Annotated in this window: 21 protein-coding genes; 15 read left to right on the plus strand and 6 right to left on the minus strand. The window is 63.1% G+C overall.

What is annotated here, in order from left to right; translation table 11 throughout:
* Window positions 1–63: 63 nt before the first annotated feature.
* From U1R88_RS03715 to U1R88_RS03725, 3 genes are read left to right on the plus strand one after another with little or no spacing between them, the layout of a single operon-like run.
* A complete protein-coding gene (locus tag U1R88_RS03715; RefSeq protein WP_068284896.1) occupies window positions 64–360 on the plus strand; it encodes an FAD assembly factor SdhE in 297 nt (98 codons plus the stop codon).
* On the plus strand, window positions 357–3881 hold the full coding sequence (gene mfd / locus U1R88_RS03720; protein WP_322430023.1) for a transcription-repair coupling factor: 3525 nt from the start codon (window positions 357–359) through the stop codon (window positions 3879–3881). Before U1R88_RS03715 ends, mfd begins: the two co-directional genes overlap by 4 nt.
* Before the next feature lie 12 nt (window positions 3882–3893).
* Entirely contained in the window at window positions 3894–4961 is a 1068-nt protein-coding gene (locus tag U1R88_RS03725; RefSeq protein WP_322430024.1) for a D-TA family PLP-dependent enzyme, read from the plus strand.
* Window positions 4962–5072: 111 nt separating this feature from the next.
* Here U1R88_RS03725 and U1R88_RS03730 read toward each other — a convergent pair whose 3' ends face one another.
* On the minus strand, window positions 5073–6458 hold the full coding sequence (locus U1R88_RS03730; protein WP_322430025.1) for a class I adenylate-forming enzyme family protein: 1386 nt from the start codon (window positions 6456–6458) through the stop codon (window positions 5073–5075).
* 213 nt (window positions 6459–6671) lie between these two features.
* Between U1R88_RS03730 and U1R88_RS03735 the strand changes: the two genes are divergently transcribed.
* From U1R88_RS03735 to U1R88_RS03745, 3 genes are all read left to right on the plus strand, one after another.
* The gene (locus U1R88_RS03735; RefSeq protein ID WP_322430026.1) at window positions 6672–8021 is read left to right on the plus strand and encodes an AmpG family muropeptide MFS transporter; all 1350 of its coding nucleotides are present in this window, start codon (window positions 6672–6674) and stop codon (window positions 8019–8021) included.
* A gap of 231 nt (window positions 8022–8252) precedes the next feature.
* Window positions 8253–8993 (plus strand): invasion associated locus B family protein, encoded by a 741-nt coding sequence (locus tag U1R88_RS03740; RefSeq protein ID WP_322430027.1) that lies wholly within the window; start codon window positions 8253–8255, stop codon window positions 8991–8993.
* A gap of 27 nt (window positions 8994–9020) precedes the next feature.
* Window positions 9021–9689 (plus strand): invasion associated locus B family protein, encoded by a 669-nt coding sequence (locus U1R88_RS03745; RefSeq protein WP_322430028.1) that lies wholly within the window; start codon window positions 9021–9023, stop codon window positions 9687–9689.
* 99 nt (window positions 9690–9788) lie between these two features.
* On the opposite strand, the gene hspQ is transcribed toward U1R88_RS03745, so the two are convergent.
* The 3 genes from hspQ to U1R88_RS03760 form a co-directional block, all read right to left on the minus strand.
* Window positions 9789–10139 (minus strand): heat shock protein HspQ, encoded by a 351-nt coding sequence (hspQ, locus tag U1R88_RS03750; RefSeq protein ID WP_245197071.1) that lies wholly within the window; start codon window positions 10137–10139, stop codon window positions 9789–9791.
* Between the two features lie 167 nt (window positions 10140–10306).
* On the minus strand, window positions 10307–11227 hold the full coding sequence (locus tag U1R88_RS03755) for an LpxL/LpxP family acyltransferase (protein ID WP_322430029.1): 921 nt from the start codon (window positions 11225–11227) through the stop codon (window positions 10307–10309).
* A 45-nt stretch (window positions 11228–11272) separates the two neighbouring features.
* Window positions 11273–12448, minus strand: coding sequence for a UbiH/UbiF family hydroxylase (locus U1R88_RS03760; protein WP_322430030.1), 1176 nt, complete (start codon window positions 12446–12448; stop codon window positions 11273–11275).
* A gap of 122 nt (window positions 12449–12570) precedes the next feature.
* Between U1R88_RS03760 and U1R88_RS03765 the strand changes: the two genes are divergently transcribed.
* The 7 genes from U1R88_RS03765 (at window position 12571) to U1R88_RS03795 (ending at window position 20644) form a co-directional block, all read left to right on the plus strand.
* Complete coding sequence (locus U1R88_RS03765; protein WP_322430031.1) at window positions 12571–13737, plus strand: D-alanyl-D-alanine carboxypeptidase family protein; 1167 nt, start codon at window positions 12571–12573, stop codon at window positions 13735–13737.
* Window positions 13734–14381, plus strand: a complete 648-nt coding sequence (gene tmk / locus U1R88_RS03770; RefSeq protein ID WP_322430032.1) for a dTMP kinase — start codon at window positions 13734–13736, stop codon at window positions 14379–14381. Before U1R88_RS03765 ends, tmk begins: the two co-directional genes overlap by 4 nt.
* Window positions 14378–15418 carry a DNA polymerase III subunit delta' gene (locus U1R88_RS03775; RefSeq protein WP_322430033.1) on the plus strand — a complete coding sequence of 347 codons (1041 nt, stop codon included), beginning with the start codon at window positions 14378–14380 and terminating at the stop codon, window positions 15416–15418. The genes tmk and U1R88_RS03775 overlap by 4 nt, the downstream gene beginning before the upstream one ends.
* 161 nt (window positions 15419–15579) lie before the next feature.
* Entirely contained in the window at window positions 15580–17145 is a 1566-nt protein-coding gene (gene metG, locus U1R88_RS03780; RefSeq protein WP_322430034.1) for a methionine--tRNA ligase, read from the plus strand.
* A 17-nt stretch (window positions 17146–17162) separates the two neighbouring features.
* Window positions 17163–17963, plus strand: coding sequence for a TatD family hydrolase (locus U1R88_RS03785; protein WP_322430035.1), 801 nt, complete (start codon window positions 17163–17165; stop codon window positions 17961–17963).
* A gap of 5 nt (window positions 17964–17968) precedes the next feature.
* Complete coding sequence (locus U1R88_RS03790; protein ID WP_322430036.1) at window positions 17969–18790, plus strand: MBL fold metallo-hydrolase; 822 nt, start codon at window positions 17969–17971, stop codon at window positions 18788–18790.
* Between the two features lie 201 nt (window positions 18791–18991).
* A complete protein-coding gene (locus U1R88_RS03795; protein WP_068284874.1) occupies window positions 18992–20644 on the plus strand; it encodes a Na/Pi cotransporter family protein in 1653 nt (550 codons plus the stop codon).
* A gap of 66 nt (window positions 20645–20710) precedes the next feature.
* On the opposite strand, the gene U1R88_RS03800 is transcribed toward U1R88_RS03795, so the two are convergent.
* Window positions 20711–21952 (minus strand): Zn-dependent hydrolase, encoded by a 1242-nt coding sequence (locus tag U1R88_RS03800; protein WP_322430037.1) that lies wholly within the window; start codon window positions 21950–21952, stop codon window positions 20711–20713.
* Complete coding sequence (locus U1R88_RS03805; protein ID WP_322430038.1) at window positions 21949–23157, minus strand: diaminopropionate ammonia-lyase; 1209 nt, start codon at window positions 23155–23157, stop codon at window positions 21949–21951. Before U1R88_RS03805 ends, U1R88_RS03800 begins: the two co-directional genes overlap by 4 nt.
* A 99-nt stretch (window positions 23158–23256) precedes the next feature.
* On the opposite strand from U1R88_RS03805, the gene U1R88_RS03810 reads away from it, so the two are divergent.
* Window positions 23257–23769: an Lrp/AsnC family transcriptional regulator gene (locus U1R88_RS03810; RefSeq protein WP_322430039.1), complete on the plus strand. Its 513-nt coding sequence runs from the start codon at window positions 23257–23259 to the stop codon at window positions 23767–23769.
* A gap of 243 nt (window positions 23770–24012) precedes the next feature.
* Entirely contained in the window at window positions 24013–24738 is a 726-nt protein-coding gene (locus U1R88_RS03815) for a tellurite resistance TerB family protein (RefSeq protein ID WP_322430040.1), read from the plus strand.
* Window positions 24739–24900 lie beyond the last annotated feature (162 nt).

Genomic DNA, 24900 nt, shown 5'->3' on the forward strand with positions numbered 1-24900 from the left:
GGTCATCCATGGTTTCCACAACGCTTCTTACTCTCTATACAGCGAGCCAACAGGATCGAGAACATGTCCGGAACGATACGCACTTCTGAGGAACTTGACCCGCGTCGCAGACGGATCGTCTACCGGGCCTGGCATCGCGGTTTTCGCGAGATGGACCTCATCATGGGCAGTTTCTGCGATGCCGTCATCGTCGAGCTGTCCGAGGAAGAAGTCGCCGACTTCGAGACTCTCATCGATGCCCCCGATCACGAACTCTACGCCTGGATCAGGAACGAAGAGCCGGTACCAGGCGAATTCGATACGCCCGTGTTCAGGCGGCTGCGCGATTACCATTTTACCATGAAGCCGATGTTTGCATGAAAGCCGCCGATCGACTCGCCGAAGTCCTGAATCGCCCCGGCGGACAACTCGTTTTCTCCAATTGCGCCGACGGCCAGGATGGCCTCGTGCTCGCCGATTTGGCGCGCAAGCTGGTGGCGCAGGCCCGAGAGCGGCCGGCGGCCCTCCTGCACGTCGCGCGCGACGGCACGCGCTCCGCTACGCTGGAAGCGGCCCTCCAGTTCTACGCGCCGGATATCGACGTCATCAGTTTTCCGGCCTGGGACTGCCAGCCCTATGATAGGGTTTCTCCCAATGCCACCGTCGTGGCGCGGCGCATGACCGCGCTGTCGCGATTGGCGACCACGAGGGGCGGGGACAAGCCGCGCATCGTGCTCACCACCGTCAATGCCGTGCTGCAACGCGTGCCGTCCCGTGATCTCGTCGCCGCCCAATCGCTCTCGGCTGCGCCCGGCAATGCCGTCAACATGGATCGGCTGTCCGCCTGGCTGGAGCACAATGGCTATCTACGCTCCTCGACGGTGCGCGAGACCGGCGAATATGCGGTGCGCGGCGGCATCCTCGATCTCTATCCGCCGGGCCTCGCCATTCCGGTGCGTCTCGACTTCTTCGGCGACACGCTCGAATCCATTCGCAGCTTCGACGTCGAGACCCAGCGCTCCCAGACCCAATTGCGCATGCTCGACCTCGTGCCGATGAGCGAAGTCCAGCTCACCACCGAGACGATCAAGCGCTTCCGCCAGGCCTATCTCGCCGAATTCGGCGCCCAGACCCGCGGCGACCCGCTTTATGAAGCCATCTCGGAAGGACGGCGCTATGTCGGCCTCGAGCATTGGCTGCCGCTGTTCCACAACAAGCTCGACACGCTGTTCGACTACCTGCCCGAGGTTCCCGTCGCGCTCGATGCGCTGGCCGAGGATGCTGCCGGCGAAAGGCTGGCGCAGATCAAGGACTATTACGACGCCCGCCGCGACGTGCTGGGCAAGCCCGGCGAGAGCGTCCCTTACAAGCCGCTGCCGCCGGATCGTCTCTACATCGCCCCCGAGGAATGGCGCCGCCGCCTCGACGAGGCCGCCCTGGCCCGTCTGACGCCTTTCGCGTCTCCTCCAACGCCCGGCCGCGAAATCGTCGACTGCGGTGGCCGGCAAGGCCATAATTTCGCAGCGGAACGCGCTGCCGAGGACGCCAACGTCTTCGACGCCGTGGTTCGCCACATCAGAGCCCTGCAGGGCAATGGCCAGCGGGTCATCGTGGCGGGCTGGACCGACGGTTCGCGTGAGAGGCTCGGCGCCGTACTGGCCGATCACGGCCTCACCCAAGCCAAGCCGGTTCCGGACTTCGCCCGTGCCCTGGCCTTGCCGAAAAGCGAGATCGCCCTCGGCGTGCTGCCGCTGGAAACGGGCTTCGAGACCGCGGATCTGGCCATCGTCTCCGAGCAGGATGTTCTTGGCGATCGCCTGGTGCGCCGCGCGTCCAAGCGCAAGCGTGCCCAGAACTTCCTGACCGAGATCGGCACGCTCTCGCCCGGCGACATCGTCGTGCATGTCGAGCACGGCATCGGGCGTTTCGTCGGCCTGCAGACGGTGACCGCCGTCGGCGCCCCGCATGACTGCCTCGAAATCCACTATGCGGGCGGCGACAAGCTGTTCCTGCCGGTGGAGAATCTGGAGCTGCTGTCCCGCTACGGCTCGGAAGACGCCGAAGCCCAGCTCGACAAGCTCGGCGGCCGCGGTTGGCAGGAACGCAAGGCGCGCATGAAGAAGCGCATCCGCGAGATGGCGGGTGAGCTGATCAAGATTGCCGCGGCACGTGCCCTGCGCGAGGCACCGAAGCTGGTACCGGCCCAGGGCATTTACGACGAATTCGCCGCGCGCTTCCCCTATAGCGAGACCGAAGACCAGCAATTCGCCATCGACTCGGTGCTCGAGGATCTCGCCTCGGGTCGCCCGATGGATCGCTTGGTCTGCGGCGATGTCGGCTTCGGCAAGACGGAAGTGGCGCTGCGCGCCGCCTTCGCTTGCGCGCTGACGGGCAGGCAGGTCGCCGTCGTGGTTCCCACCACGCTGTTGGCGCGCCAGCATGCCAAGACCTTTGCCGATCGCTTCAAGGGGCTTCCCGTCAAGGTCGCGCAGCTCTCACGTTTCGTACCGGCCGACGAGGCGCGCAAGACCAAGGCAGGCCTGGTCTCGGGCGATGTCGATATCGTGGTCGGCACCCATGCCTTGCTCGCCAAGACCATTGCCTTCCGCGATCTCGGCCTCCTCATCATCGACGAGGAACAACATTTCGGCGTGGCCCACAAGGAGCGCCTCAAGCAGCTGCGCTCGGAGGTGCATGTGCTGACCCTCTCGGCGACGCCGATCCCGCGCACCCTGCAGCTCGCCCTCACGGGCGTGCGCGAATTGTCGATCATCGCCACCCCGCCCGTCGACCGCCTGGCGGTGCGCACCTTCGTCACGCCTTTCGATCCGGTGGTGCTGCGCGAGGCGCTGATGCGTGAACGCTATCGCGGCGGCCAGAGCTTCTTCGTCGTGCCGCGCATCGAGGACATCGCGGACGCCAAGGCCTTCCTCGACGAATATGCACCCGAGGCCAAGGTCGCCATCGGCCACGGCCAGATGGCCGCCGGCCAGCTCGAAGACGTAATGACGGCCTTCTACGAAGGCAAATACGACATCCTGCTCTCGACGACGATCGTCGAATCAGGCCTAGACATCCCCACCGCCAACACGCTGATCGTCTGGCGGGCGGATATGTTCGGCCTTGCCCAGCTCTACCAGCTGCGGGGGCGCGTCGGACGTTCGAAGACCAGGGCCTATGCCCTGTTTACCCTGCCGGCCAATCGCACCATCACGCCGGGTGCCGAGCGCCGGCTCAAGGTGCTGCAGTCCCTGGATACGCTGGGTGCAGGCTTCCAGCTCGCTTCGCACGATCTCGACATTCGCGGTGCCGGCAACCTGCTCGGCGACGAGCAGTCCGGCCATATCAAGGAGGTCGGCTACGAACTCTACCAGCAGATGCTGGAAGAGGCGGTCTCGGCCCTGAAGGAAGGCGGCGTCGAGACCGAGGTCGAGGAACAGTGGTCGCCGCAGATCACCATCGGCACTCCGGTGGTGATCCCGGAGGACTATGTGCCGGACCTGACATTGCGCCTCAGCCTCTATCGCCGCCTGTCCTCGCTGGACACAGATGCGGAGATCGATGCCTTCGGCGCCGAGCTTACCGATCGCTTCGGCGAGCGGCCGGCCGAGGTCGACCAGCTCCTCAAGCTGATGTCGATCAAGGCCCTGTGCCGGCGCGCCAATGTCGAGAAGGTCGATGCCGGCCCAAAGGGCGTCGTGGTCTCCTTCCGCGACAACGCCTTCGCCAATCCGGACGGGCTGGTGCGCTACATCGCCGAGCAGGGCTCCTTCGCCAAGGTCCGCCCCGACATGCGCATCCTGTTCCAGCGCGATTTCGACAAGCCCGACGACCGGCTCAAAGGCACGGCCGTCATTCTCAAGAATCTCGCTCGCATCGCCGAGACGAAGAAAGCCGCCTGATCGGACACAACGATGGCAATGTCCTCCCTCTCTTCCGTCGAAACCCCCTTCGTCCAGGTCGACCTCGATATCGCCGAGCGCAATATCGTGCGGCTCCAGGCCTATTGCGACGGACACGGCCTCAAGCTGCGGCCGCATATCAAGACGCATAAACTGCCGCTCCTGGCCCGCTTCCAGGTCGAGCAGGGCGCGGTCGGCATCACCTGCCAGAAGCTGTCGGAGGCCGATGCCATGACCGATGGCACCGGGCTCGACGATGTCCTGATCACCTATAATCTGGTGGGGGAAGCCAAGCGCGAGCGCCTGCGAGCTCTTTCCGAACGCATCCGTCTCAGCGTCGTGGCCGACAGTGCCGCCGTCGTCGACGAATTGGCGGCCGCCATGAAGGGAACGGGGCGCAAGCTGACCGTGCTCGTCGAGTGCGATACCGGCGCCCAGCGCTGCGGCGTTCCCACGCCCGAAGCGGCGGCGGAACTGGCGAACCGCATCGCGGCATCATCCGAGCTCACTTTCGGCGGGCTGATGACCTATCCGCCGGTCGGTGGCACCGACGCGGTACAGGATTTCATGAAAAGAGCGAAATCTCTGATCGAAGCTTTTGGAATTCCTGTCGAAACGATTACAAGCGGTGGATCGCCAGATATGTGGCGGGCGCATGAAGCGCCCATCGTCACCGAATACCGGCCGGGCACCTATGTCTACAATGACCGTTCCCTCGTCACACGCGGCGTCTGTGGCTTCGATGATTGTGCCCTCAACATAGTTGCCACCGTCGTATCGGTACCCGATACGCACAGGGCCATTATCGATGCCGGCTCGAAGGTCCTGACCTCCGATCTGCTCGGCCTGACGGGCCATGGCCATGTCCTCGGCCGTCCGGACATCGCGATCGACCAGCTCTCGGAGGAGCACGGCAGGCTGGTCACCGAACAGCCGATCAACCTGTCCGTGGGTGACCGCGTACGCATCGTGCCCAATCACGCCTGCGTCGTCGCCAATATGCTGGACTTCGTGGTCCTTTGCCGCGGCGAGACCCTTATCGGTCCCGAGCCTGTCGCAGCGCGCGGCCGGGTTTGGTAGGAAGCAGTGGTTTCTTCAGCTCCATCGAGAGATGGAGCACGACCGAACACGTCGTCCAGTGCCTCCGATAGGGGCGATCCGAAGATCGATCCGCCTGTTTTTGGTCTGGTATCAGGCCGCGCCCGCAAGCGGCTGGCTGGACTTAGAAGTATCGACACTTTGGCCAGGCTCATGGAGCTGCGGTGCCTCTTGTGCGCTCATGGGCTTGCCAAAGCGTGCGCCCGTGACCTCAAGGAGGCCGACGCCTCGCTCCGTGGCTCCCGAAGCAGGGTAGGAGGTCGATACCCACCCCTCCGCCCCGAGGGGATAGGAAACCTCCCGCTCGCTGACGTCGAAACCGATCCCCGGCACCTGCTGGCCACGTAGAGCGAGATAGCCACTTTCCTCGATGCCGGCCTCGACAAGCGGCCGGGCGCCATCTTCCGGCGACGAGACCAGGGCGTCGAGCCCGAACCTGCCATCCGCCAGCGGGCGCATCGGCACGATGCCGATCTCACCGAGCACGGCGAAATGCGGAACGGGGCAGGGAACATCGGCCGGAACGACGGCTGTGTGGGGTGCACGCGCAAGGCCTGCGACCTTCTCGAGCTTGCCGCTGTCGAACAGGCCGTCGACGAGGCTGGCGCGCAGCACGACATCGGGCAGCAAGGCATGGGTGACACCATGCATGGTCATCTGAACGGCAAAGACCGTCGCATCGAAAGCCTGGTGCAGGACGAGCTGGCATCCCGTGCTGAGCCATGACACCAGGCCGCCGGCAAGCCCGGCAAGCCCCGATGGCGCCATCGGACACAGCATGCGCGAGGTTCTCGACAGGCCGAGTTCGGCTACCAGGATGGCTGCAGCCGCATGCCATTCCCGGTGATTGCGGGCGACGGCAAAATCTCCCTCAGGGCCTCGATCGATCGTCATGATCGCCAGGCTTTCCTCAGGACGCTCGCGCCGCGACAGGCGGGTGATCGCACCCGTGCGCGGATAGCCGATGCAATCTTCGAACGAGACCGTCCCGCCGGGCAGATCCGCGCCGAAGGCTCCGATGAAGCGAATATCGGCGATGGACTCATCGACGAGATGACGCAGGGACCGCAGGGGCTGGACATCGCCCATGCGCCGCGCCGCCAGGATCGCCTTGGCGTTCAGGCGCTCCGCGACGCCGACGATCTCGGCCGGAGAGAAGTCGATCGGAACGATCACCGCCACCAGACCGGCCCGGATGCAGCCGAGCAGTGCGATCAACGTATCGGTGACGTTGAGCCCCTGCACGCAGACCAGGGCCTCGCTCGGCAGTCCCATCTCGAAAAAACGACCGGCAACCGCGGAAACGGCGGCATCGACCTGGTTCCAGGTCAGCCGGCGAGGCGCGCCGTCCGCCCAGAGCGGGCGATCCGGGGCATCGACCAGGGCCAGCGTATCACCGCCACGCTGGGCACTGAGGCGCAGCAGCTGGTCGAGGGTAGGGGGAGCGGGGGCAATCCTGGGCGTGATGTCTGACGTCATGGGGCCTCAGGTATTCACGGGGCACGAATCAGATCCAGGCGAGTCTAACCCCGGATGAGGGCAAAGCCATAGCCGGTTTGTCGATCCGGGTCGTCCCGCGTGCGGACGCCATCCACACCTTGAGCAGATATCATCCCGCATGCCGGTGCAGATGGGAGACCTCGCGCATCAAAGCATTTGGCCTGCCCCGCCGGGCAATCCATAATCACCAACATGATTCCCGGTCAGAAATTCCTCACGCTCCTGCGCGACATCGCCGCCGATAAGCGACTCGCTTTCATGCTGTTGCTCGGCTTCAGCGCCGGCCTGCCATTCCTGCTGATCTACAGTACGCCGTCGATCTGGTTTACTGAAGCCGGCTTCTCCGAGGGTGTGATCGGGCTGACATACTATGCAACCGTCGCCTATAGCTTCAAATTCGCCTGGGCGCCGTTGCTCGACCGTTTTGACCCGCCCTTTCTTTCACGCTCCTATCAGCGTTGGCGCGGGTGGCTTTTGTTGGCGCAGGGGACGATCACGATCGGTTTGTTGGGTGTCGCCGCCAGCAATCCTTCGGCCGCGCTCTGGCCAACGGTTGCGTTCACCACTCTAATCGCCATAGCCGGAGCAAGCCAAGACATCGTAATCGATGGCTGGCGCATCAACGTCATGCCTGCCGATCGCCAGGGCGTCATGCTCGCCTGCTACCAACTGGGCTATCGATTCGGCCTCATTGCGGGCGGAGTGGGCGCTCTATTCGTTGTCTATTACGCGGGTTGGCACATTGCCTATTGCGTGATGGCGCTGCTGATGCTGTTGGGTATCGCCGCCACACTCTGGGCACCGGACCCGGATAGACTTGAAACGCCGATAGAAATTTCCAAACCGACAGCACCAGCGAAGGTGAACCGCATCGACACGGTCTCGTCCAGCTCTGGACGGAGACTTCCGCCTTTCATGGCCGCCTATGAAGAACCGCTCGCCGATTTGTTTAGACGGTTTGGGCAACTCATCGTCCCCATCCTGCTGCTGGTGGCCCTGTTTCGATTGCCAGACTATTTGTCCGGCGTAATGGCCAATCCGCTCTACACCAAACTCGGTTTCAACGTGATAGAAATAGCGACGGTTACCAAAGTCTATGGTATTCCGATCGCCCTTTTTGCGGCCTTCGTCGGCGGAATCTCAATTACCTGGTTGGGTTTGATGCCCACTTTGATTATTGGCGGCATCGCAGGCGCGGCATCCAATCTCGCCTTAGCCGCGTTGGCGACGAGAGGGGGAGACTTCACCTTCTTTACGATCGCCGTAGGCGCGGAGAATTTTGCCGGCAGTTTCGCGGGGACGGCTTTGATGGCCTATATGTCGAGCCTGACGAGTCGGACTTATGCCGCAACTCAGTATGCGTTGTTGAGTTCCCTCTATGCGCTTCCCGGCAAGTTGGTGGGAGGATTGTCCGGCTTCCTGGTTATGGCTTGGGGATATCCTACCTTTCTGACATCGACCGCGCTAATTGGCTTGCCGATTGTCGCTCTCTCCCTACTGATATGGTGGAGGGAGACCAGGCGAACGGCTGCGGCAACTTGATCATGCCGCCGGTCACTTTTTCTTCAATTTGTCATGCACAAGCTGCGGCACCGTCGCCATAGGTTGTTTTCGAGGCTGGAAACCCGTGCCCGCTTCGTTTAAGGACCTTTCCCGAAATCGTCATCTTGGCGCCTTCGTCGGCGATGAGAGACATTCAGCCCCATCGGTGCGTTGCCAACCCGCGCTTGCCCAGCGCGTTGCGGCGGCGGACTTAGGACCCAAGGATTTTGCATGATGTCGTTCCGCCTCCTTGCGACTGCAGCTCTTGCGGCGCTCAGCCTTGCGGTGACACCCGCATTGGCACAGGATACGCCCGCCAAGCCGGCCGCACCCGCCACGAAGCCGAAGGCACCTGCAGCCAAGCCGGCGCAGAAGCCTGCAGCGGCCGCTCCTGCGGCAGCTGCAGCACCCGCTGAGCCGGTTCCAGGCCTGGAAGGCGCAACCACGCCCGCCATCTCCAGCTCCCAGCCGGATTGGGTGAAGCTGTGTCAGGCCGATCAGGCCAAGAAGGAAATCTGCCTGACCCGTCGCGACCTGCGGTCCGATACGGGGCAGACGATGATGACGGCCATCCTGATGCAGAACGTCACCGACAAGAAGCAGATCCTGCGCCTCGTCCTGCCGGTCGGCGCCCTGATCCAGCCTGGTGTCGGCCTCTATCTCGACAATGCCGCCTTCTCTACCGGCAAGTATGCCGTCTGCTCTCCCGAGGGCTGCCTGGTCGAACTGCCGATCGATGAGGCACAGCTCAAGGCCCTCCGCGCCTCCAAGACCCTGGCGATCGCCTTCAAGACCCCCAACCAGGGCGTCCAGCTGCCCCTGGGCACCGAGGGCTTCGCCAAGGCACTCGACAACAAGCCCCTCGATCCCCAGTCGATCGTCGACGAGCAGAAGAAGCTGCAGCAGCAGTTGCAGGACGCCGCCGAGAAGGCGCGCCAGCAGCTCAACGCCAATCCGGCGCCTGCTCAATAAGACCGCCCAGGAACAGGAATCCAGATTATGCGAAACTCTCTGATCGCTGGCGCTGCGGCAGCCTTGATCCTGTCGACCGGTACCGCGCTGGCCCAGCAACAGCCCCAGCCTGCTGGCCAGCAGCCCGAACTGCCCAAATTCGACCAGCCGGACTGGACCAAGATCTGCGCCAAGACCCCCGACGGCAAGGACACCTGCCAGACCGTGCGCGACCTTCTGGCGCCGACGGCCGCCTGGATGATGACCGCGCAGGTCGGTCAGGAGAAGGGCGGCAAGCCCAAGCTCACCGTGATCATTCCGGCCGGCGTGGTGCTGCCGCTGGGAGCCCGCGTCCTCGTCGATGACCAGACCATCGACACGGCCAAGTATCGCATCTGCACGGGGCCGAGCTGCATCGCCGACATGCCCTTGACCGATGCCAATCTGGCAAACCTCAAGAAGGGCAAGAAGCTGAAGGTGCAGGCGATCACCTTCCAGGGGCAGCCTATTTCTCTGGAGATCGGGCTGGACGGCCTCGGCAAGGCCCTCGATGCCCAGGGCATCGACCAGGCCGGCTATGCTGCAAAGCAGAAGGCCTATGGTGAGAAGCTGCAGGCGATTTTCCAGCCCCTGATTGATGCCCAGCGCAAGCAGCAGCAACAGCAGGGCGGTGCGGCACCAGCTGCCCCGGCAGCTCCCGCAGCGCCGGCGCAATGAGATGACAAAGGCCGGCCTTCGGGCCGGCCTTTTCATATCGGAAGGTGGCTGCCTCGCACCGGTCGCGGAAGCCGCCGATACGTTCAACGGGCCCGGTTGTCAGTGCCGCGTACCGGGCTTCAGCCGATAGCCGCCATCGTCATCGCGATCGAATAGTTCTTCGATCTGCGTGTTCCGGACCGGCCTGCCGCTGTCGTCAATAACCAGGTTTTGCTCGGAGACATAGGCGACATATTCAGTCTCCTCATTCTCCGCGAACAGATGATAGAAGGGCTGGTCCTTCGAAGGGCGCACATCTTCCGGAATGGACTGCCACCATTCTTCCGTATTGGCGAACTCCGGATCGACATCGAAGATGACGCCGCGGAATGGATAGATGCGGTGACGCACCACTTGACCGATAAAGAACTTTGCTTCCCGCGCTTTATTCATACGCCGTTCAATCGTCATCTGTGCTCGGCAAGCTTGCAATAGTGATGCCTGCAGCCGGGCGATACCAAAGCCCGCCACAATCGGACGAGCCTGTTATCTCGTTACCAGGATAGCAGTATTATCGTCAAAGTCGTCCAATATTTCATTAATTTCACGTGGTAGGAGAGGGATGACGCAGCCCGCCGTCACCCCCAGCGCCGGTGTGCCCACATCCATTGTTCGGGATGTTCGCGGATCCACTGCTCGAACAGGGCATGAATTCTGCGCGTCGCTTCGGCAATGTCGGCATCGCGGTCAGCGGTACGCGGCACTTCGATGGCCTCAGCCTCGATGTAGAAATGTACGCCGCCGGTACGCACGCATCGCGCAGCGAGCAGTACGGCATCGGTGCTACGGGCCAGCAAGGCGGGAAAGGGCGTGGTCGGGGCAGGGCGCCCGAAGAATAGCGTCGTGATGCCCCGGCGGTCACGCAGATCCGCCAGCAAGGCCACCGAGCCGCCCTCCCGCACGATGCGCATCAATTTGCGCCCGATGTCATTGCCCTTCGGGAACAGGCCGCGCGGATAGCGGTCCCGGCGAGCCAGCGTGACATAATCATCGACCCTGGGGTTCTTCATGCGCTGGTAGACGCCGGCTGCCTTGATGCCGTGAAGCAGTGTCGGATAGATCACCAGTTCCCAATTGCCAGTGTGCAGCGAAACGAAGACACTGCCCTTGCCGGAGGTTTTCAGCGCACCGAGCTGATGGCCGGCGCGGTCTTCGATGCGGCCGGCCCGGAGGATGCGCTCGCTGATCAGTGCTTCCGCGAAGGTCCGGCCAAGCTGCATCCACATGGCCCGCGCGATGACCTCGATCTCGGCGCGCGATTTTTCGGGATAGGCTGCTGCGAGATGACGAAGGGCACGTTCGTGGCGACGCAGATGCGGCGCGACGAGTCGCCAAATCGCCCCCATCACCCATGAGCCAAAGTCGATGGGTAATATATGCAACAAGCCGGCAAGGGCACGCAGTGCACTATATTCAAAGGCGTATTTGATCCGCCGCGCACGGCGTCGCCCCCCCTTTTCGTCAGTGCCGCCCGCCACGATGCCTTCCGCTGTTTCCACGAATTGTTCGTCCCGCCGGCCATTGATAGCAGAAGCCGGAAGAATTCAATGCTCGGCTGCGCGCGCAAGCCCCTGCCGCATCATTACCCGTCTCAGGGGACCGACCCGCTCAAGGGCGTAGAGCCCGAGGCCGCGCAGCCCCTGCAGAGGAAAATGCCCGGACAGCAAGGAGCGGTTCAAGAGATCGACAGCCGAGTGGCGGGTCCCGATGTCGAGCCGCCTTGCCTTGGCATAGGCCTCGATCACGCCGGCATCGCCGGGATCGCGGGCGACCTCCAGGGCCTTGGCCAGGGCTGCAATGTCGCGCAGCGTCAGGTTGAATCCCTGCGCCCCGATCGGCGGCAGCACATGGGCGGCCTCGCCGATGAGCGCAACCCGACCAACCGCCTGCGTCATCGCCACGACCGCACTCATCGGCCAGAAGGAGCGCCGGCCGTCGACCTCGACATGGCCAAGCAGGGCGTGGCTGCGGATTTCGATGGCCCGGGACAGGGCGGCATCATCCAGCCCCCGCAACTCTTCGGCCTTTTCAGGGGAGACGACCCAGACGAGACTGGCCCGCTGCCCCGGCAGGGGCACCAGTGTGAACGGGCCGGACTCGGTGTGGAACTCGGTGGAAATGTCGCGATGGCTGCGACCGATCTTCAGATTGAGGGCCAGTGCCACCTGCGGATAGTCATGGCTGCGCGTCTCGATCCCGGCAGCCTGCCGCACGAGCGAGCCGCGTCCGTCCGCGGCTATGATGAGATCGGCAGTCAGATCAGGCTGTCCGTCGAGCTTGAGAACGAGACCGGCTGGTCCCGGTTCGGCGGCAAGCACCCGCACCGGCAGATGTTCAACACCGGCATCCCGCAGATGGGCCTGCAGGATCCCGGTCAGAGCGCCGTTGGGGATGTTCCAGCCAAACGCCTCCAGACCGATCTCCTCGGCCTTGAAGGCGATCGGGCGGGCCCGCAGGAGCCGCTGGGTCGCATCGACGATGGACATCACCCGCAGCGGCGCAGCCTCGGAATGACCGGCAATCGCGATGCCTGCCCTTGCCAGGGCCTGGATGCTGCCATCGAGCAGGGCCGTGGTGCGTGTGTCGCCCACATTGCCGGGCGGGCCGACCAGGGTGGTCCTGAAGCCTTTTGCAGCAAGGACCACGGCACAGGCCAGGCCCGCAAGCCCGGCCCCCACGATGACGATCGACCGATGATTTGATTCACGATTGGCTGGCATGATGCTCAACGCAATTAACGCCCTCTGAAGCGGACGTCACCTGTTTTCCGAATGCCGCGGACCAAGCGCAATTGCACCGGAACGCGTGAATTTGGTAATATCGGACGGAACGGACATCGGCGATGAAAAGCTTTGTCATCGGGCTCTTTCTGGCGGCCGCTGTGCTGGTGCCGCCGCTCCGTGCGGAGCCGTTCACCACCACCGCGCCGATCGCCCTGGTGATCGAAACCGGTTCGGGTACGGTCCTGCTCGACAAGAACGCCGACAAGCCGGTCGAGCCCGCCGCCATGGCCAAGATCATGACCGTCGCCGTGGTCGCCGAAGCTCTGCGCAAGGGCCAGGCTTCGAGAGAGACCGAATATCCGATTGCGGAGGACATCTGGCGCAAGGGTGGTGCCCCCTCGGGCAGCGCCACCATGTTCGCCGCCGTGAGGAGCCGGGTGCGTGTCGATGATCTCCTGCGCGGGGTTATGGTCCAGGCTGCCAATGATGCCTGCCTGGCGTTGTCGGCGGGCCTCACGGGCCAGCTCGAGGGGCTGGTGCCGCGCATGAACACGCTGGCCGCCGAGATCGGCTTGCAGCACACGCAATTCCGCAATGTCACCGGCTTTGCCGATCCGGCCCAATTGACCACGGCGCGGGATCTCGCCCGGCTGCTCGGCTGGCTCCGCCGGAACGAGCCGGACATCTATGCCATCTACCAGGAGCGGGACTTCACCTGGAACAAGATCCGGCAAACCAACCGCAATCCCCTGCTCACACAGGGCTTGGGGGTCGATGGCGGCGTCACCGGCGCATCCGACACGGCGGGCTATGGCGTGGTCGTTTCGGCCCTTCACGGCGACCAGCACTTCATCATGGTGCTGCACGGCCTGCAATCGAATGCCGAACGGGCGACGGAAGCCAAACGCGTCCTTGAATGGGCCGAAAATTCATTCCGCCCACGTCTCGTCTTCACCAAAGGCGAGATTGTCGGCGAGGCATCCGTCTATGGCGGCACGGCCAATGTCGTGCCCGTCGTGGCCGATCGCGACGTCTCCATGCTGGTGGACAACAGCGGTCCGGAAAAACTCAGCGCCAGACTGCTCTATGATGGGCCTCTTGAGGCGCCGGTACAGAAAAACACCTCCGTCGGCCGGCTCCAGATCCTGCGCGAGGGACAGGTTTCACTGGAAATTCCCCTGTATGCAGCCGCCGATGTGCCAGTCGGCAGTCTTCCCCAACGCGCATTCGGTGCTATCTACGAGCTTGGCATCGGATTGATACAGGGTGGGCACGACAAGCGATGAAGGGTCGGTTCATAACGTTCGAAGGCGGCGAGGGCGTGGGTAAATCCACCCAGATCCGCCGGCTGGCGGCATCCTTGAACGCGCTCGGCGTCGAGACCCTGCTGACTCGCGAACCCGGCGGCTCGCCGCATGCCGAGGAATTGCGCGAAGTTCTGCTTTCCGGCGGCGCCAAGCATTTCGGTCCCTTTGCCGAGACTATTCTGTTCTATGCAGCACGCGATGACCATCTCAACACCACGATCAGGCCTGCCTTGGCCAGGGGATTGTGGGTCCTGTGCGATCGCTTCATGGATTCGACCCGTGCCTATCAGGGGGTGCTGGGCGAGGTCGAACCAGCCCTGATCCGCTCGATCGAGCGTGTGGTGGTTGGTTCGACCGTGCCAGACCTCACGCTCATTCTCGATATGCCGGCCCGTGACGGGCTCGCCAGGGTCCGGTCCCGCGGCACGACCATCGATCGTTTCGAGGGCGAAAGCCTGAATTTCCATGAGAAGCTGCGCGAGGCCTTTCTGGCCATCGCCGAATTCGAACCCCGTCGCTGCGCCGTCGTCGACGCCTCCGCCTCCCAGGATGCGGTTGCCGCGGCAATTCTCGGCGTGGTGCGAAGAAGGCTCAACCTCGATGCGGCCCGGGTGCCGGCATGAGTGAACGCCTCGAAAGCGATATGCTGGCCGACAGCCCGCATCCGCGCGAAACCACGCATCTGATCGGCCAAGAGCGGGCGGAGCAGGCTCTGCTGAGCGCCTATCGTTCGGGCCGCATCCATCATGCCTGGCTGCTGGGCGGCCCCGAGGGCGTCGGCAAGGCGACGCTGGCCTATCGCATGGCCAAATTCGTGCTGACCCATCCCGATCCGTACCAACTCGGCGGTGCAACGAGCCTCTCTGTCGCTGCCGACGCCACGGCTGCACGCCAGATCGTATCGCAATCGCATGTCGACCTTGCGGTCCTGCGTCGCCTTCCCAATGATAAGACCAAGGGGTTCTATTCCAACATTCGTGTCGACGACGTCCGCAGCGTGGTGCGTTTCCTCGGCTCCACCGCCGGGGCAGGGGGGTGGCGCATCGCCATCATCGATTCTGCCGAGGACCTGGCACGTGAGGGCGCCAACGCCCTGCTCAAAGTGCTGGAAGAGCCGCCGCCGCGCGTGCTCTTCTTGATGATCTCGCATCAGCCGGCCCGCCTCCTGCCGACCATTCGCTCGCGCTGCCGGCTACTCACGCTCGATCCCCTCGGCGACGCCGATGTCCTCAAGGCCGCGGCACAGGCGCGTCCAGATCTGTCCGAGCAGACGCTGGCTGCAGGGGCTGCCTTGGCGCAGGGCAGCGTCAGGCGCGCCTTGACCCTGGCGGATGGGGAGGGGGTATCTCTGCACCGTTCCCTTACGGACCTGCTGGCCAAGCTGCCTCGGATCGACGTAGCCGCAGCCCACGCTCTCGCTGACCGCTGCGCCAACAAGGCAGGCGACGAGAATTTCGCGCTCCTGCTCGACTTCCTCGACGAATGGCTGCACCAGCGCCTGCTGGCGGCGCGTGGTGAACCCGTGGCCCGCCTTGCGCGCTGGGCTGAGGTATGGGAGAAGGCCCGTCATGCTGCGCGTGATGTCGAGGCCTACAATCTCGACCGCAAACCTTTCGTGCTCGCGACCCTCGGCTTGCTCGCCGAAGCTTCTGCAGCCTAAAGGGCTTTGCGTTAGACGCAATCGCGTCGACTCGCGAAACGCCCCAGGCATTTTCCGGCGAAAAGTCTCCCAACTTTCCCCGAAAATGCACTACATCAGGAATCCCTGATGCGCGGCCTGACTGGCGGTGTCGCGCATCGTTGTCAGGAAAAGCGTCATCGATGGCCGAGAAAGACACCTATTACATCACCACGGCGATCTCCTATCCCAATGGCAAGCCCCATATCGGGCATGCCTATGAGCTGATCGCGACCGATGCCATCGCCCGCTTCAAACGGCTCGACGGGAATGATGTGTTCTTCCTCACGGGCACCGACGAGCACGGCCAGAAGATGCTGCAGACGGCGGCCAAGCAGGGCACCACGGCCCAGGCCCTGGCGGACCAGAATTCGGAATATTTCCGCGAGATGGCTCGGGTGCTCAATGCGTCGAACGACGATTTCATCCGCACCAGCGAAGAGCGCCATCATCGCGCCTGCCAGGAGATCTGGCGGCGGATGGAAGCGGCAGGCGACATCTACCTGTCGAAATATTCGGGCTGGTATTCGGTGCGCGACGAAGCCTTCTTCGACGAGAAGGACCTGGCGCTCAATTCGGATGGCTCCCGCAGCGTGATCGAGACCGGTGCCAAGGTGGAATGGGTGGAGGAGGAAAGCTATTTCTTCCGCCTTTCCGCCTATCAGGATCGCCTGCTGAAACACTACGAGAGTCATCCCGGCTTCATCGGTCCGGAGGAACGCCGCAACGAGATCCTGAGCTTCGTGCGCTCGGGTCTGCGCGACCTTTCCATCAGCCGCACCACCTTCGATTGGGGCGTGCCGGTTCCCGGCAATCCCAAGCATGTGATGTATGTCTGGGTCGATGCGCTGACCAATTACCTGACGGCGACCGGCTTTCCGGACACCGATACCGAACGTTCGAATTTCTGGCCGGCCAGCGTGCATATCATCGGCAAGGATATCGTGCGCTTCCACACGGTTTATTGGCCGGCCTTCCTGATGTCGGCCGGCATCGAGTTGCCGCATCGCGTCTTCGGCCATGGCTTCCTGTTCAACCGCGGCGAGAAGATGTCGAAGTCGGTCGGCAACGTGATCGATCCCTTCACGCTGGCCGAGCATTACGGTGTCGACCAGTTGCGCTATTTCTTCCTGCGCGAAGTTCCTTTCGGCCAGGATGGCAATTATTCGCATGAGGCGATCGTCAACCGCATCAATGCCGACCTCGCCAATGATTTCGGCAATCTGGCCAATCGTTGCCTGAAGATGATCGCGGCCAATTGCGGCGGCAAGGTACCCAGCCCCGGCGATCTCCTGCCGTCCGACGAGCAATTGCTGAAGGCGGCGGACAATCTGATCTGGCAGGCTCGGGACGCCATCTTCAATTTCGCCCTGCACACCATCCTGGCCGATCTGTGGAGCGTGGTGGGCGAAGCGAACCGCTATTTTGCAGCCGAGGAACCCTGGAAGCTGAAGAACAGCAATCCGGCTCGCATGGAGACCGTGCTCTATGTCACCGCCGAGGTGGTCCGCCAGGTTGCCATCCTGGCCCAGCCGGTGATCCCGGCAGGGGCAGCGCGCCTGCTCGATCAACTGGCCGTGCCGGAAGATGCGCGCGACTTCGACCATCTCGGCATTGACGGTCGCCTGTCGCCGGACATCGAGCTGCCGGCGCCGACGGCCGTCTTCCCCCGCTATGTCGAGGCGGCCGACAGGGCAGGCAAGGCCTGAGACGGACAAACTGAACCATGCTGATCGATAGCCACTGCCATCTCGATTTTCCCGATCTGCAAGCCGAGATCGATGACGTCGTCGCGCGTGCGCGCCAGGCCGGGATCGGGCGCATGATCACCATCTCGACCCGTATCCGCCAGTTCGAGAAGATCAGGGCGCTGATCGAGCGCTATGACGATGTCTTCGGCTCGGTCGGCACGCATTGCCTGCATGCCCATGAGGAGGACGACATCCCGCTCGAGGCCATCCTGGAACTTGCCGCCCATCCCAAGGTGGTGGCGATCGGCGAGGCCGGGCTCGACTATCACTATGACTACGCCCCGCGCGACGTGCAGGCGCGCGGGTTTCGGAAACATATCACCGCGGCACGGCTCACGGGACTGCCGCTGGTGATCCATGCCCGCCAGGCCGACCAGGACATCGGCGACATTCTCGAGGAAGAAATGGGGAAGGGGGCTTTCAGCGCCGTTCTCCATTGCTATTCGTCCGGCCCTGACCTGGCCCGTCGAGGGTTAGCGCTCGGTTTCTACGTCTCCTTCTCCGGCATCCTCACCTTCAAGTCGGCCGAGGAGATCCGGGATATCGCCCGCTTTGTCCCGCATGACCGGCTGCTGGTTGAAACGGATGCGCCCTATCTGGCGCCCATGCCATTCCGCGGCAAGCGCAACGAGCCCGCCTTTGTGGCCAATACCGCGCGCATCCTGGCCGAAACCATCGGCCTGAGCGAGAGCGAGGTGGCGAGGCAGACCAGCGAGAATGCCTTCCGTCTCTTTGCCAAAATGCCGCGTCCCGACGGCATCAAGGCGGCAGCCTGACGCCGATGACGTTGACAGCGACATTGCTGGGCTGCGGTTCCTCCGGCGGCGTCCCTCGAGTCGGGTCTGGCTGGGGCAGTTGCGATCCCCACGAGCCGCGCAACCGGCGCCGGCGCTGCGCCTTGCTGCTCGAACGGGATGGAGCGGAGGGCGGCCGTACCACCGTGCTCATCGACACCGGCGCCGACATGCGCCAGCAATTGCTGGACGCCGAGGTCAAGGCGGTCGATGGCGTGCTCTACACCCATGATCACGCCGATCACACTCATGGCATCGACGATCTGCGCGTGCTGGCGCTCTATCAGCGCAGCCTCGTCGATGTCTATGCCGACCGGCGCACCGCCGCCCTGCTGCGGAACCGCTTCGACTATTGCTTCGAGACGCCGCCGGGCTCTTCCTATCCCCCCATCCTGACGCTCAACACGATCACGGTTGGACAGGCCGTCAGTATCGGGGGCGCCGGCGGTTCGATCACCGCCTTGCCGTTCGAGCAGGACCACGGAGATATCCAGTCTCTCGGATTTCGCATCGGAAACTTTGCTTATTCCAGCGATATCAATGGACTGACGAAAGAAAGCGAAGCTTTGCTGGAGGGATTGGACGTCTGGATCGTGGACGCCCTTCGCCCCACGCCGCATCCCAGCCATTGGTCACTGCCGGAGACGCTGGCCTGGATCGAGAGATTGAAACCGCGCCGCGCCATCCTGACCAACATGCATACGGACATGGACTATCAGACCCTGCGGCGGACGCTGCCTGCCGGCGTGGAGCCGGGCTATGACGGCATGCGCATCGAGCTGGCACCACCACACGGCAGGCACGTTTAGACGGAAACGCTCCTCTGCTCACACTCTTTGGCGCGACGCGTCTTTGCGTTTTTGATGCGGCTGACGGATCACAAAACGCTCTGGAACAAACTGACCGAAAAGCTCAAAATGTGACATTAATGTTCATGCTGTTTCAATTGCTTATGTGATAGATTCGTCTTTCTCGTCATGAAGAGGATTCGTCCTTAAGGAATTATTCGGTTGGCTGGTCAGCACGTTTTTCTCAATCTTCTCGCCGGTATCGCACTCCTGATCTGGTCCACACGCCTGGTGAAGACGGGCATCATGCGGGCCTTCGGCGAGCGATTGCGCGGCGTGATTTCGCGTGCCACTTCCAATCGATTTTCGGCCTGCCTGGCAGGGGCAGGGGTGGCCGCGGCCCTCCAGAGTTCAACCGGCTCGACCCTCCTGGTGATGTCCTTCGTCGAGCGAGGCTTCCTTACGCTCGCCATGGCTCTGGCCGTCTTGCTCGGCAGCAATGTCGGTACCACGCTCGTGGTCCAGGCTCTGTCCTTCGATCTTTCCGCCCTGATGCCGGTCCTGATCGTTGCCGGTGTGGCCTCGTTCATGCTCGGGCGCTCTTCCGTCGCCCAGAATGTCGGCCGCGCCATGATCGGCCTCGGCTTGATGATCCTGTCGCTTCACCTGGTTGTCGGGATCGCCGATCCGATCCGCCAGAGCGAGATCATGACCTTGATCTTCGAACGCCTCAACGGCCAGCCCTGGGCAGCGCTGCTGATCGGAGCTGCGCTGGCCTGGCTGGTGCATTCGAGCGTGGCGATCCTGCTTCTGGTGATGTCGCTGGCCGGGGCAGGGGTGGTAGGCATTCCGCTCGGCCTTGCCCTGGTGCTGGGCGCGAATATCGGCTCGGGACTGGCGCCTCTCGGTCTGTCCCTGGCTGCCCCGATCGAGGTGCGGCGAGCACTGCTCGGCAATCTCGGCACCCGCCTGGTCGGAGCCGTGGTGCTCTTGCCCCTGATCGGCCTCATCCAGCCTTGGCTGGCGCAACTGGAAGCCTCGGGGGCCCGCCAGATCGCCAATTTCCATGTCGGCTTCAACTTAGCGCTTCTGATCGTCTTCCTGCCCTTCATCGACCAGACCGCCCGGTTGCTCGAAAGGCTGGTGAGGGCACCGGAAGCGCCGATCGGCGAGCGTCCTTCGCCCGTGCTCGACGAGGGGGATTTCGACAGCCCTTCGGTCGCGCTGGTGGCTGCCTCGCGCGAAGTGATCCGGCTCGCCGAACTGGTTGAGATCATGCTGCGGGAATCGATCATAACCTTCGAGGAACAGGACGATTCCAGGCGCAAGCAGATCAGCCAGCTCGATTATCAGGTCGACCGCCTGCAGGAGAACATCAAGCTCTACCTGACCCGGCTGACGCGTACGCCGCTGGACAAGGACATGAGCCGGAAGGCGTTCGAGCTCATCCTGTTCACCACCAATCTCGAGCATGTCGGTGACATTCTCGACAAGACCCTGCTGGAACTGGCGGCCAAGAAGCAGCGGCTCAATCTGAGTTTCTCGAGCGAGGGCTGGGCCGAAATCAAGGCCATGCATCGCGAGGTGGTGGCGCAGATGCGCCTCGCCATCACGGTGTTCATGACCCAGGATCCCGTCATGGCCCGCCAATTGGTGGTGGCCAAGGATCATATCCGCAATTTCGAACGCTCGGCGGCGGAGAGCCACCTCAATCGCCTTCGGGCCGGTACGCTGGCCTCGATTGAGACCAGTTCGCTGCATATGGACGTCATCCGCGACCTCAAGCGCATCGTCGCCCATCTGACGGCCGTGGCCTATCCGATCCTTGAGGCAGCAGGCGAGCTTTCGACGTCACGCCTCAAGGATGCCGGATAAAATCCAGCCTCACCAATGTGATAAATGGTTTTTTTCGAGCGATTAATCGACTAGAGCGGGTTGGGATCACCCCGGCGCAGCGGTGAGATTTCGCACCACGTCGAGAAGCACGCTTGCACCGGCGAGAAGATCGGCATCCGGCGTGAACTCCTTGGGATTGTGGCTGATTCCGGCAACGCTGGGCACGAAGATCATGGCTGAGGGCGCAATCCGCGCCATCATCTGGGCATCATGCCCCGCCCCGGAAGTCATCCGGCGGCAGGGCAGGCCGCGCCGGCCCGCCGCCTGTTCGATCTGATCCACCAGTTCCCTGTTGAAAATGACCGGCTCGAAGCGGGCGAGGCGCTCGACGGACACCGTGACGCCCTCCGACCGTGCGAGCACGTCGAGAAATGAGGCGAGGGCGCCTTCTGCCTCGCGCAGGCGCATCTCGTCGGGATCGCGCAGGTCCACGGTAAAGGTCGCCCGTGCTGGGATGACGTTGATGGCATTCGGCTCGAATCGAAGGCTGCCGACGGTCGCCACCGATGACGTATTGGCGGCAACGGCCCGCTCGCGCAGAAAGGTTATCACGCGCGCCGCGGCATGGCCGGCATCATGGCGCAGCGACATCGGGGTGGTGCCAGCGTGGTTGGCGACACCCTCTATGGTGATGCGCTGCCAGGAGATGCCCTGCAGCGTCTCGACGGCACCGATGGCCCGGCCTTCGCGTTCGAGCACCGGGCCTTGCTCGATATGAAGCTCCAGATAGGCATACGGCTTGAGGAAGCCGGGCTCCCGTTCGCCCGCATAGCCGATCCGCAGCAACTCGGCGCCAAGCCTGGTCCCATCGGTGCCGATCGAGGCAAGCGCCTCCTCGACCGGCAATCCGCCGGCATGGACCAGGGAACCCATCATGTCCGGCGCGTAGCGTACGCCTTCCTCATTTGTGAAGGCAGCCACGGCGATCGGGCGGCTTGGGTGCCAGCCCGAGGATTTCAGCGTCTCGATGACTTCGAGGCCCGACAGCACACCATAGCAGCCGTCATAGATTCCGGCGTCGATGACGGTGTCGATATGAGAGCCGAGCAGGAGCGGGGCCTCGTCCCGTACATCGTCCGGCTGCCAGATGCCGAAGATATTGCCGATCCTGTCGATAGCGACCTCGAGGCCCGCATCATCGAGCCATCGAACCAGACTGTCGCGCCCTGCCTTGTCGGTGTCGGATGCCGCCAATCGGGCCAGTTGGCCATCGTCGCCACGACCGATCGCCCCGAGACTGCACAGACGCCCCAGCAAGCGCTCGGCCTGGATGGACATCTCGCTCATGCCCGGGCCTCCCCATTTGCCATCCGCACATCCTCCGGGTCGAGGCCGACAAGATCCCGGTATCGCGCGGGATCGGTGGCGCCTTCGCTGTTGATCACCAGAACGCGGGCATGGGCATCCAGGCCGAGTGCCTGGCGCATGACATCGTCCCGAGCAGCCTGAAGCAAGCCGGCAAAACCGGCCGCGCCGCTCTCACCCGCGACAATAGCGGGATCGCCAGGCAAAGGACGCGCCAGGGCCTTCATCGCGGCGATCGCTTCCTCGTCCTCCACCGTCATGAAACCGTCCGCCACCCGCTCCAGGATCCGCCAGGCAACCTGGGACGGCTCGTAGCATTCCAGCATCGCCATCACCGTAGGAGCACCATGGCCGACCTTCACGGGTCGGCCGGCCTTCGCGCTGGCGAAGACACAGGCCGAAAGCGCCGGCTCGACCACCACCAGCTTCGGGCGTCGGGCATCGAGGACCAGTGCTGCATGGCCGCCAAGCGCTGCCGCGATGCCGCCGACGCCGGCCTGGACGAATAAATGCGTCGGCGGTTTGCGCATCTGCTGCAGGGCTTCGCGCAAAATGGTGGTATAGCCCTGCATCACAAGGCTCGGGATGCGCTCATATCCAGTCCAGGACGTATCGGAGACAACGGTCCAGCCCCTGGCTTGGCTGACGCGCGCGGCTTCGGCAACGGAGTCGTCATAGGTGCCATCCACCCGTATGATCTCGGCCCCGAAGGCTGCGATCGCTTCCACGCGCCCCGGACTCACCCCGCCATGCACGAAGATCACGGCTTTGGCTCCGACAAGCCGGACTCCGTGTGCAACGGAACGACCGTGATTGCCGTCAGTCGCACACGCGAAAACCATCTCGGAGGCAACCGATCTGACGTCGTCCTGCCCGAGTTCTGCGTAATCGACTTGCCGACCCAACTGCCGGCTTGCTCTCTCGATGACCAGCCGCACCACGGCATAGGCTCCACCAAGAGCCTTGAAACTACAAAGGCCTAGGCGATGGGCCTCATCCTTTACGAGGAGCTCGCCGATGCCGAGCCGTTCCGCCAAAGCGGGCAGGGAGAGCAGGGGGGTCGGGCGATAGTCGGCACGGATAGCTAGAAAGCGCTCGACCTCGTCCGCACCGGCACTTCCCAGCATGTCACGGTCTTCGGCGAGGATGGCGGAACGATAGTGCGGGCCGGAATTGACCAGATGCATCGGGGACCTCCATTTATCAGGCGCAATTCTATTGCGTAGCGGCCGATGAAAGCGCTCTGATCGGGGATCTTTGGTGCAATTTTGTCTCGTCAGGTCTCCATGTCGCGCATTTCCGGCTCATCTCTCGAACTTGACGGCTTCGACGTCGCCATCCTGGCTATCCTGCAGCGCGACAACCACACGCCTCAACGCAAGATCGCCGATGCCATTCACCTGTCAGCGCCGGCCGTACAACGCCGCATCCGACGCCTGGAGGAGAGTGGCGTCATCACAGCCAATGTCGCCATGCTCGATCCGGCCAAACTTGGCCAGCCGTTGACCATCGTGGTCAATGTCGACCTGGAGCGCGAGCGAAGCGCCCTGATCGACGAGGCAAAGAAGGCTTTCCTGGCCGAAACCTGCATACAGCAATGCTATTATGTCGCCGGAGAAACGGATTTCGTGCTGATCTTGAACGTGCCGTCGATGGCTGACTACGAAGCACTGACGCGCCGGCTGTTCTTCGCCAACAGCAACGTCAAGCGCTTCCGGACTTTCGTAGTGATGGACCGGGTCAAAGTCGGCGCCGCCTTGTCCCTGGACAAGGTCTCGGGCGTCTCGACGTCTCTATGACTTTTCAAGATATTAGATTTGAATAATATTATACTCTATTGAATTATAACGATAAATTTTAAATTGCACGCCAAATTCTCATCGCCTTCATGACCAAGATTTCATATTGGCGGCCTTGAAGCCGCCGGGTTCTTGGCACCACATCCGGCCGTGCTGATCGATCCGGTCGAATCCCAAGATGGAGACGTCCGAAAGTTCGTGGCGAGCTCGGGCTGGGCGATCGTAGAGGAGCAAGAACGGATAATGGATCTGAACAATCTGCTTGGAAAAGTGCTGGGTGCCGGCGGTCAAGTTCTCAACACGCCGGGCAAGAAGCTGGCGGCTGGTGGCGCTGCGGCAGGCATCCTGTTTACCGAGACCGGCCGGGATCTGGCCGGCGCTGCCGTCAAATATGGCGGCATTGCCGCTATCGGCGCGCTGGCGCTGCATGCCTGGCAACGCAGCCAGGCAGGGCAAGCCGGTGCTCCGGCAACAGCCGACAACGGCGCCACGGCGGCCAATAGCGCACCAGGCGGCTTCCTGCCGCCACAATTGTCGAGCCCACAACCGCTGCCGCCCGTCATCGAGGCCCGTGCGGTAGAGGCATTGCCCGTGGAAACACCCGCCGCGGCTGAAAGCCATGCCAAGCTCTTGCTAGGCGCCATGATCAATGCAGCCAAGGCCGACGGCAATGTCGACGCCGAGGAGCAGAGCCTGATCCTCGGACATGCCGACAAGCTCGATCTCTCCGATGACGAACGCAACTTCCTGTTCCAGGAGCTGAGCAAGCCATTCGACATGGAGCCGATCGTGCGTGGTGCGAGCACGCCGGAACTGGCGGCCGAGGTCTACGCCGTTTCGCGCATCGCTGTCGGCGCCGCTTCGCCAGCCGAGAATTCCTATCTGCATGTGCTGGCCAGCCGCCTGAAGCTGCCGCAGGCCGTCACGGGCCAGATCGACAACGGCCTGGCTGCCGCCGTCAGCCGATAGCGCGGCCGGGGATCAGACCGCGTCGATCCCGAACACCAAGACCGGGCTTTTCCCGAAAAGCCCGGTTTATCAGGCCCTTGGGCCGGTTGGGGGGATGGGTTTATGTTCCATAATATATCTTATGCGAATTAAAGACGTCGTCCACTACCCCACTCCTAGGCT

Source organism: Labrys sedimenti, assembly GCF_034424805.1.
In the GTDB taxonomy this organism is placed as follows: Bacteria; Pseudomonadota; Alphaproteobacteria; order Rhizobiales; family Labraceae; genus Labrys; species Labrys sedimenti.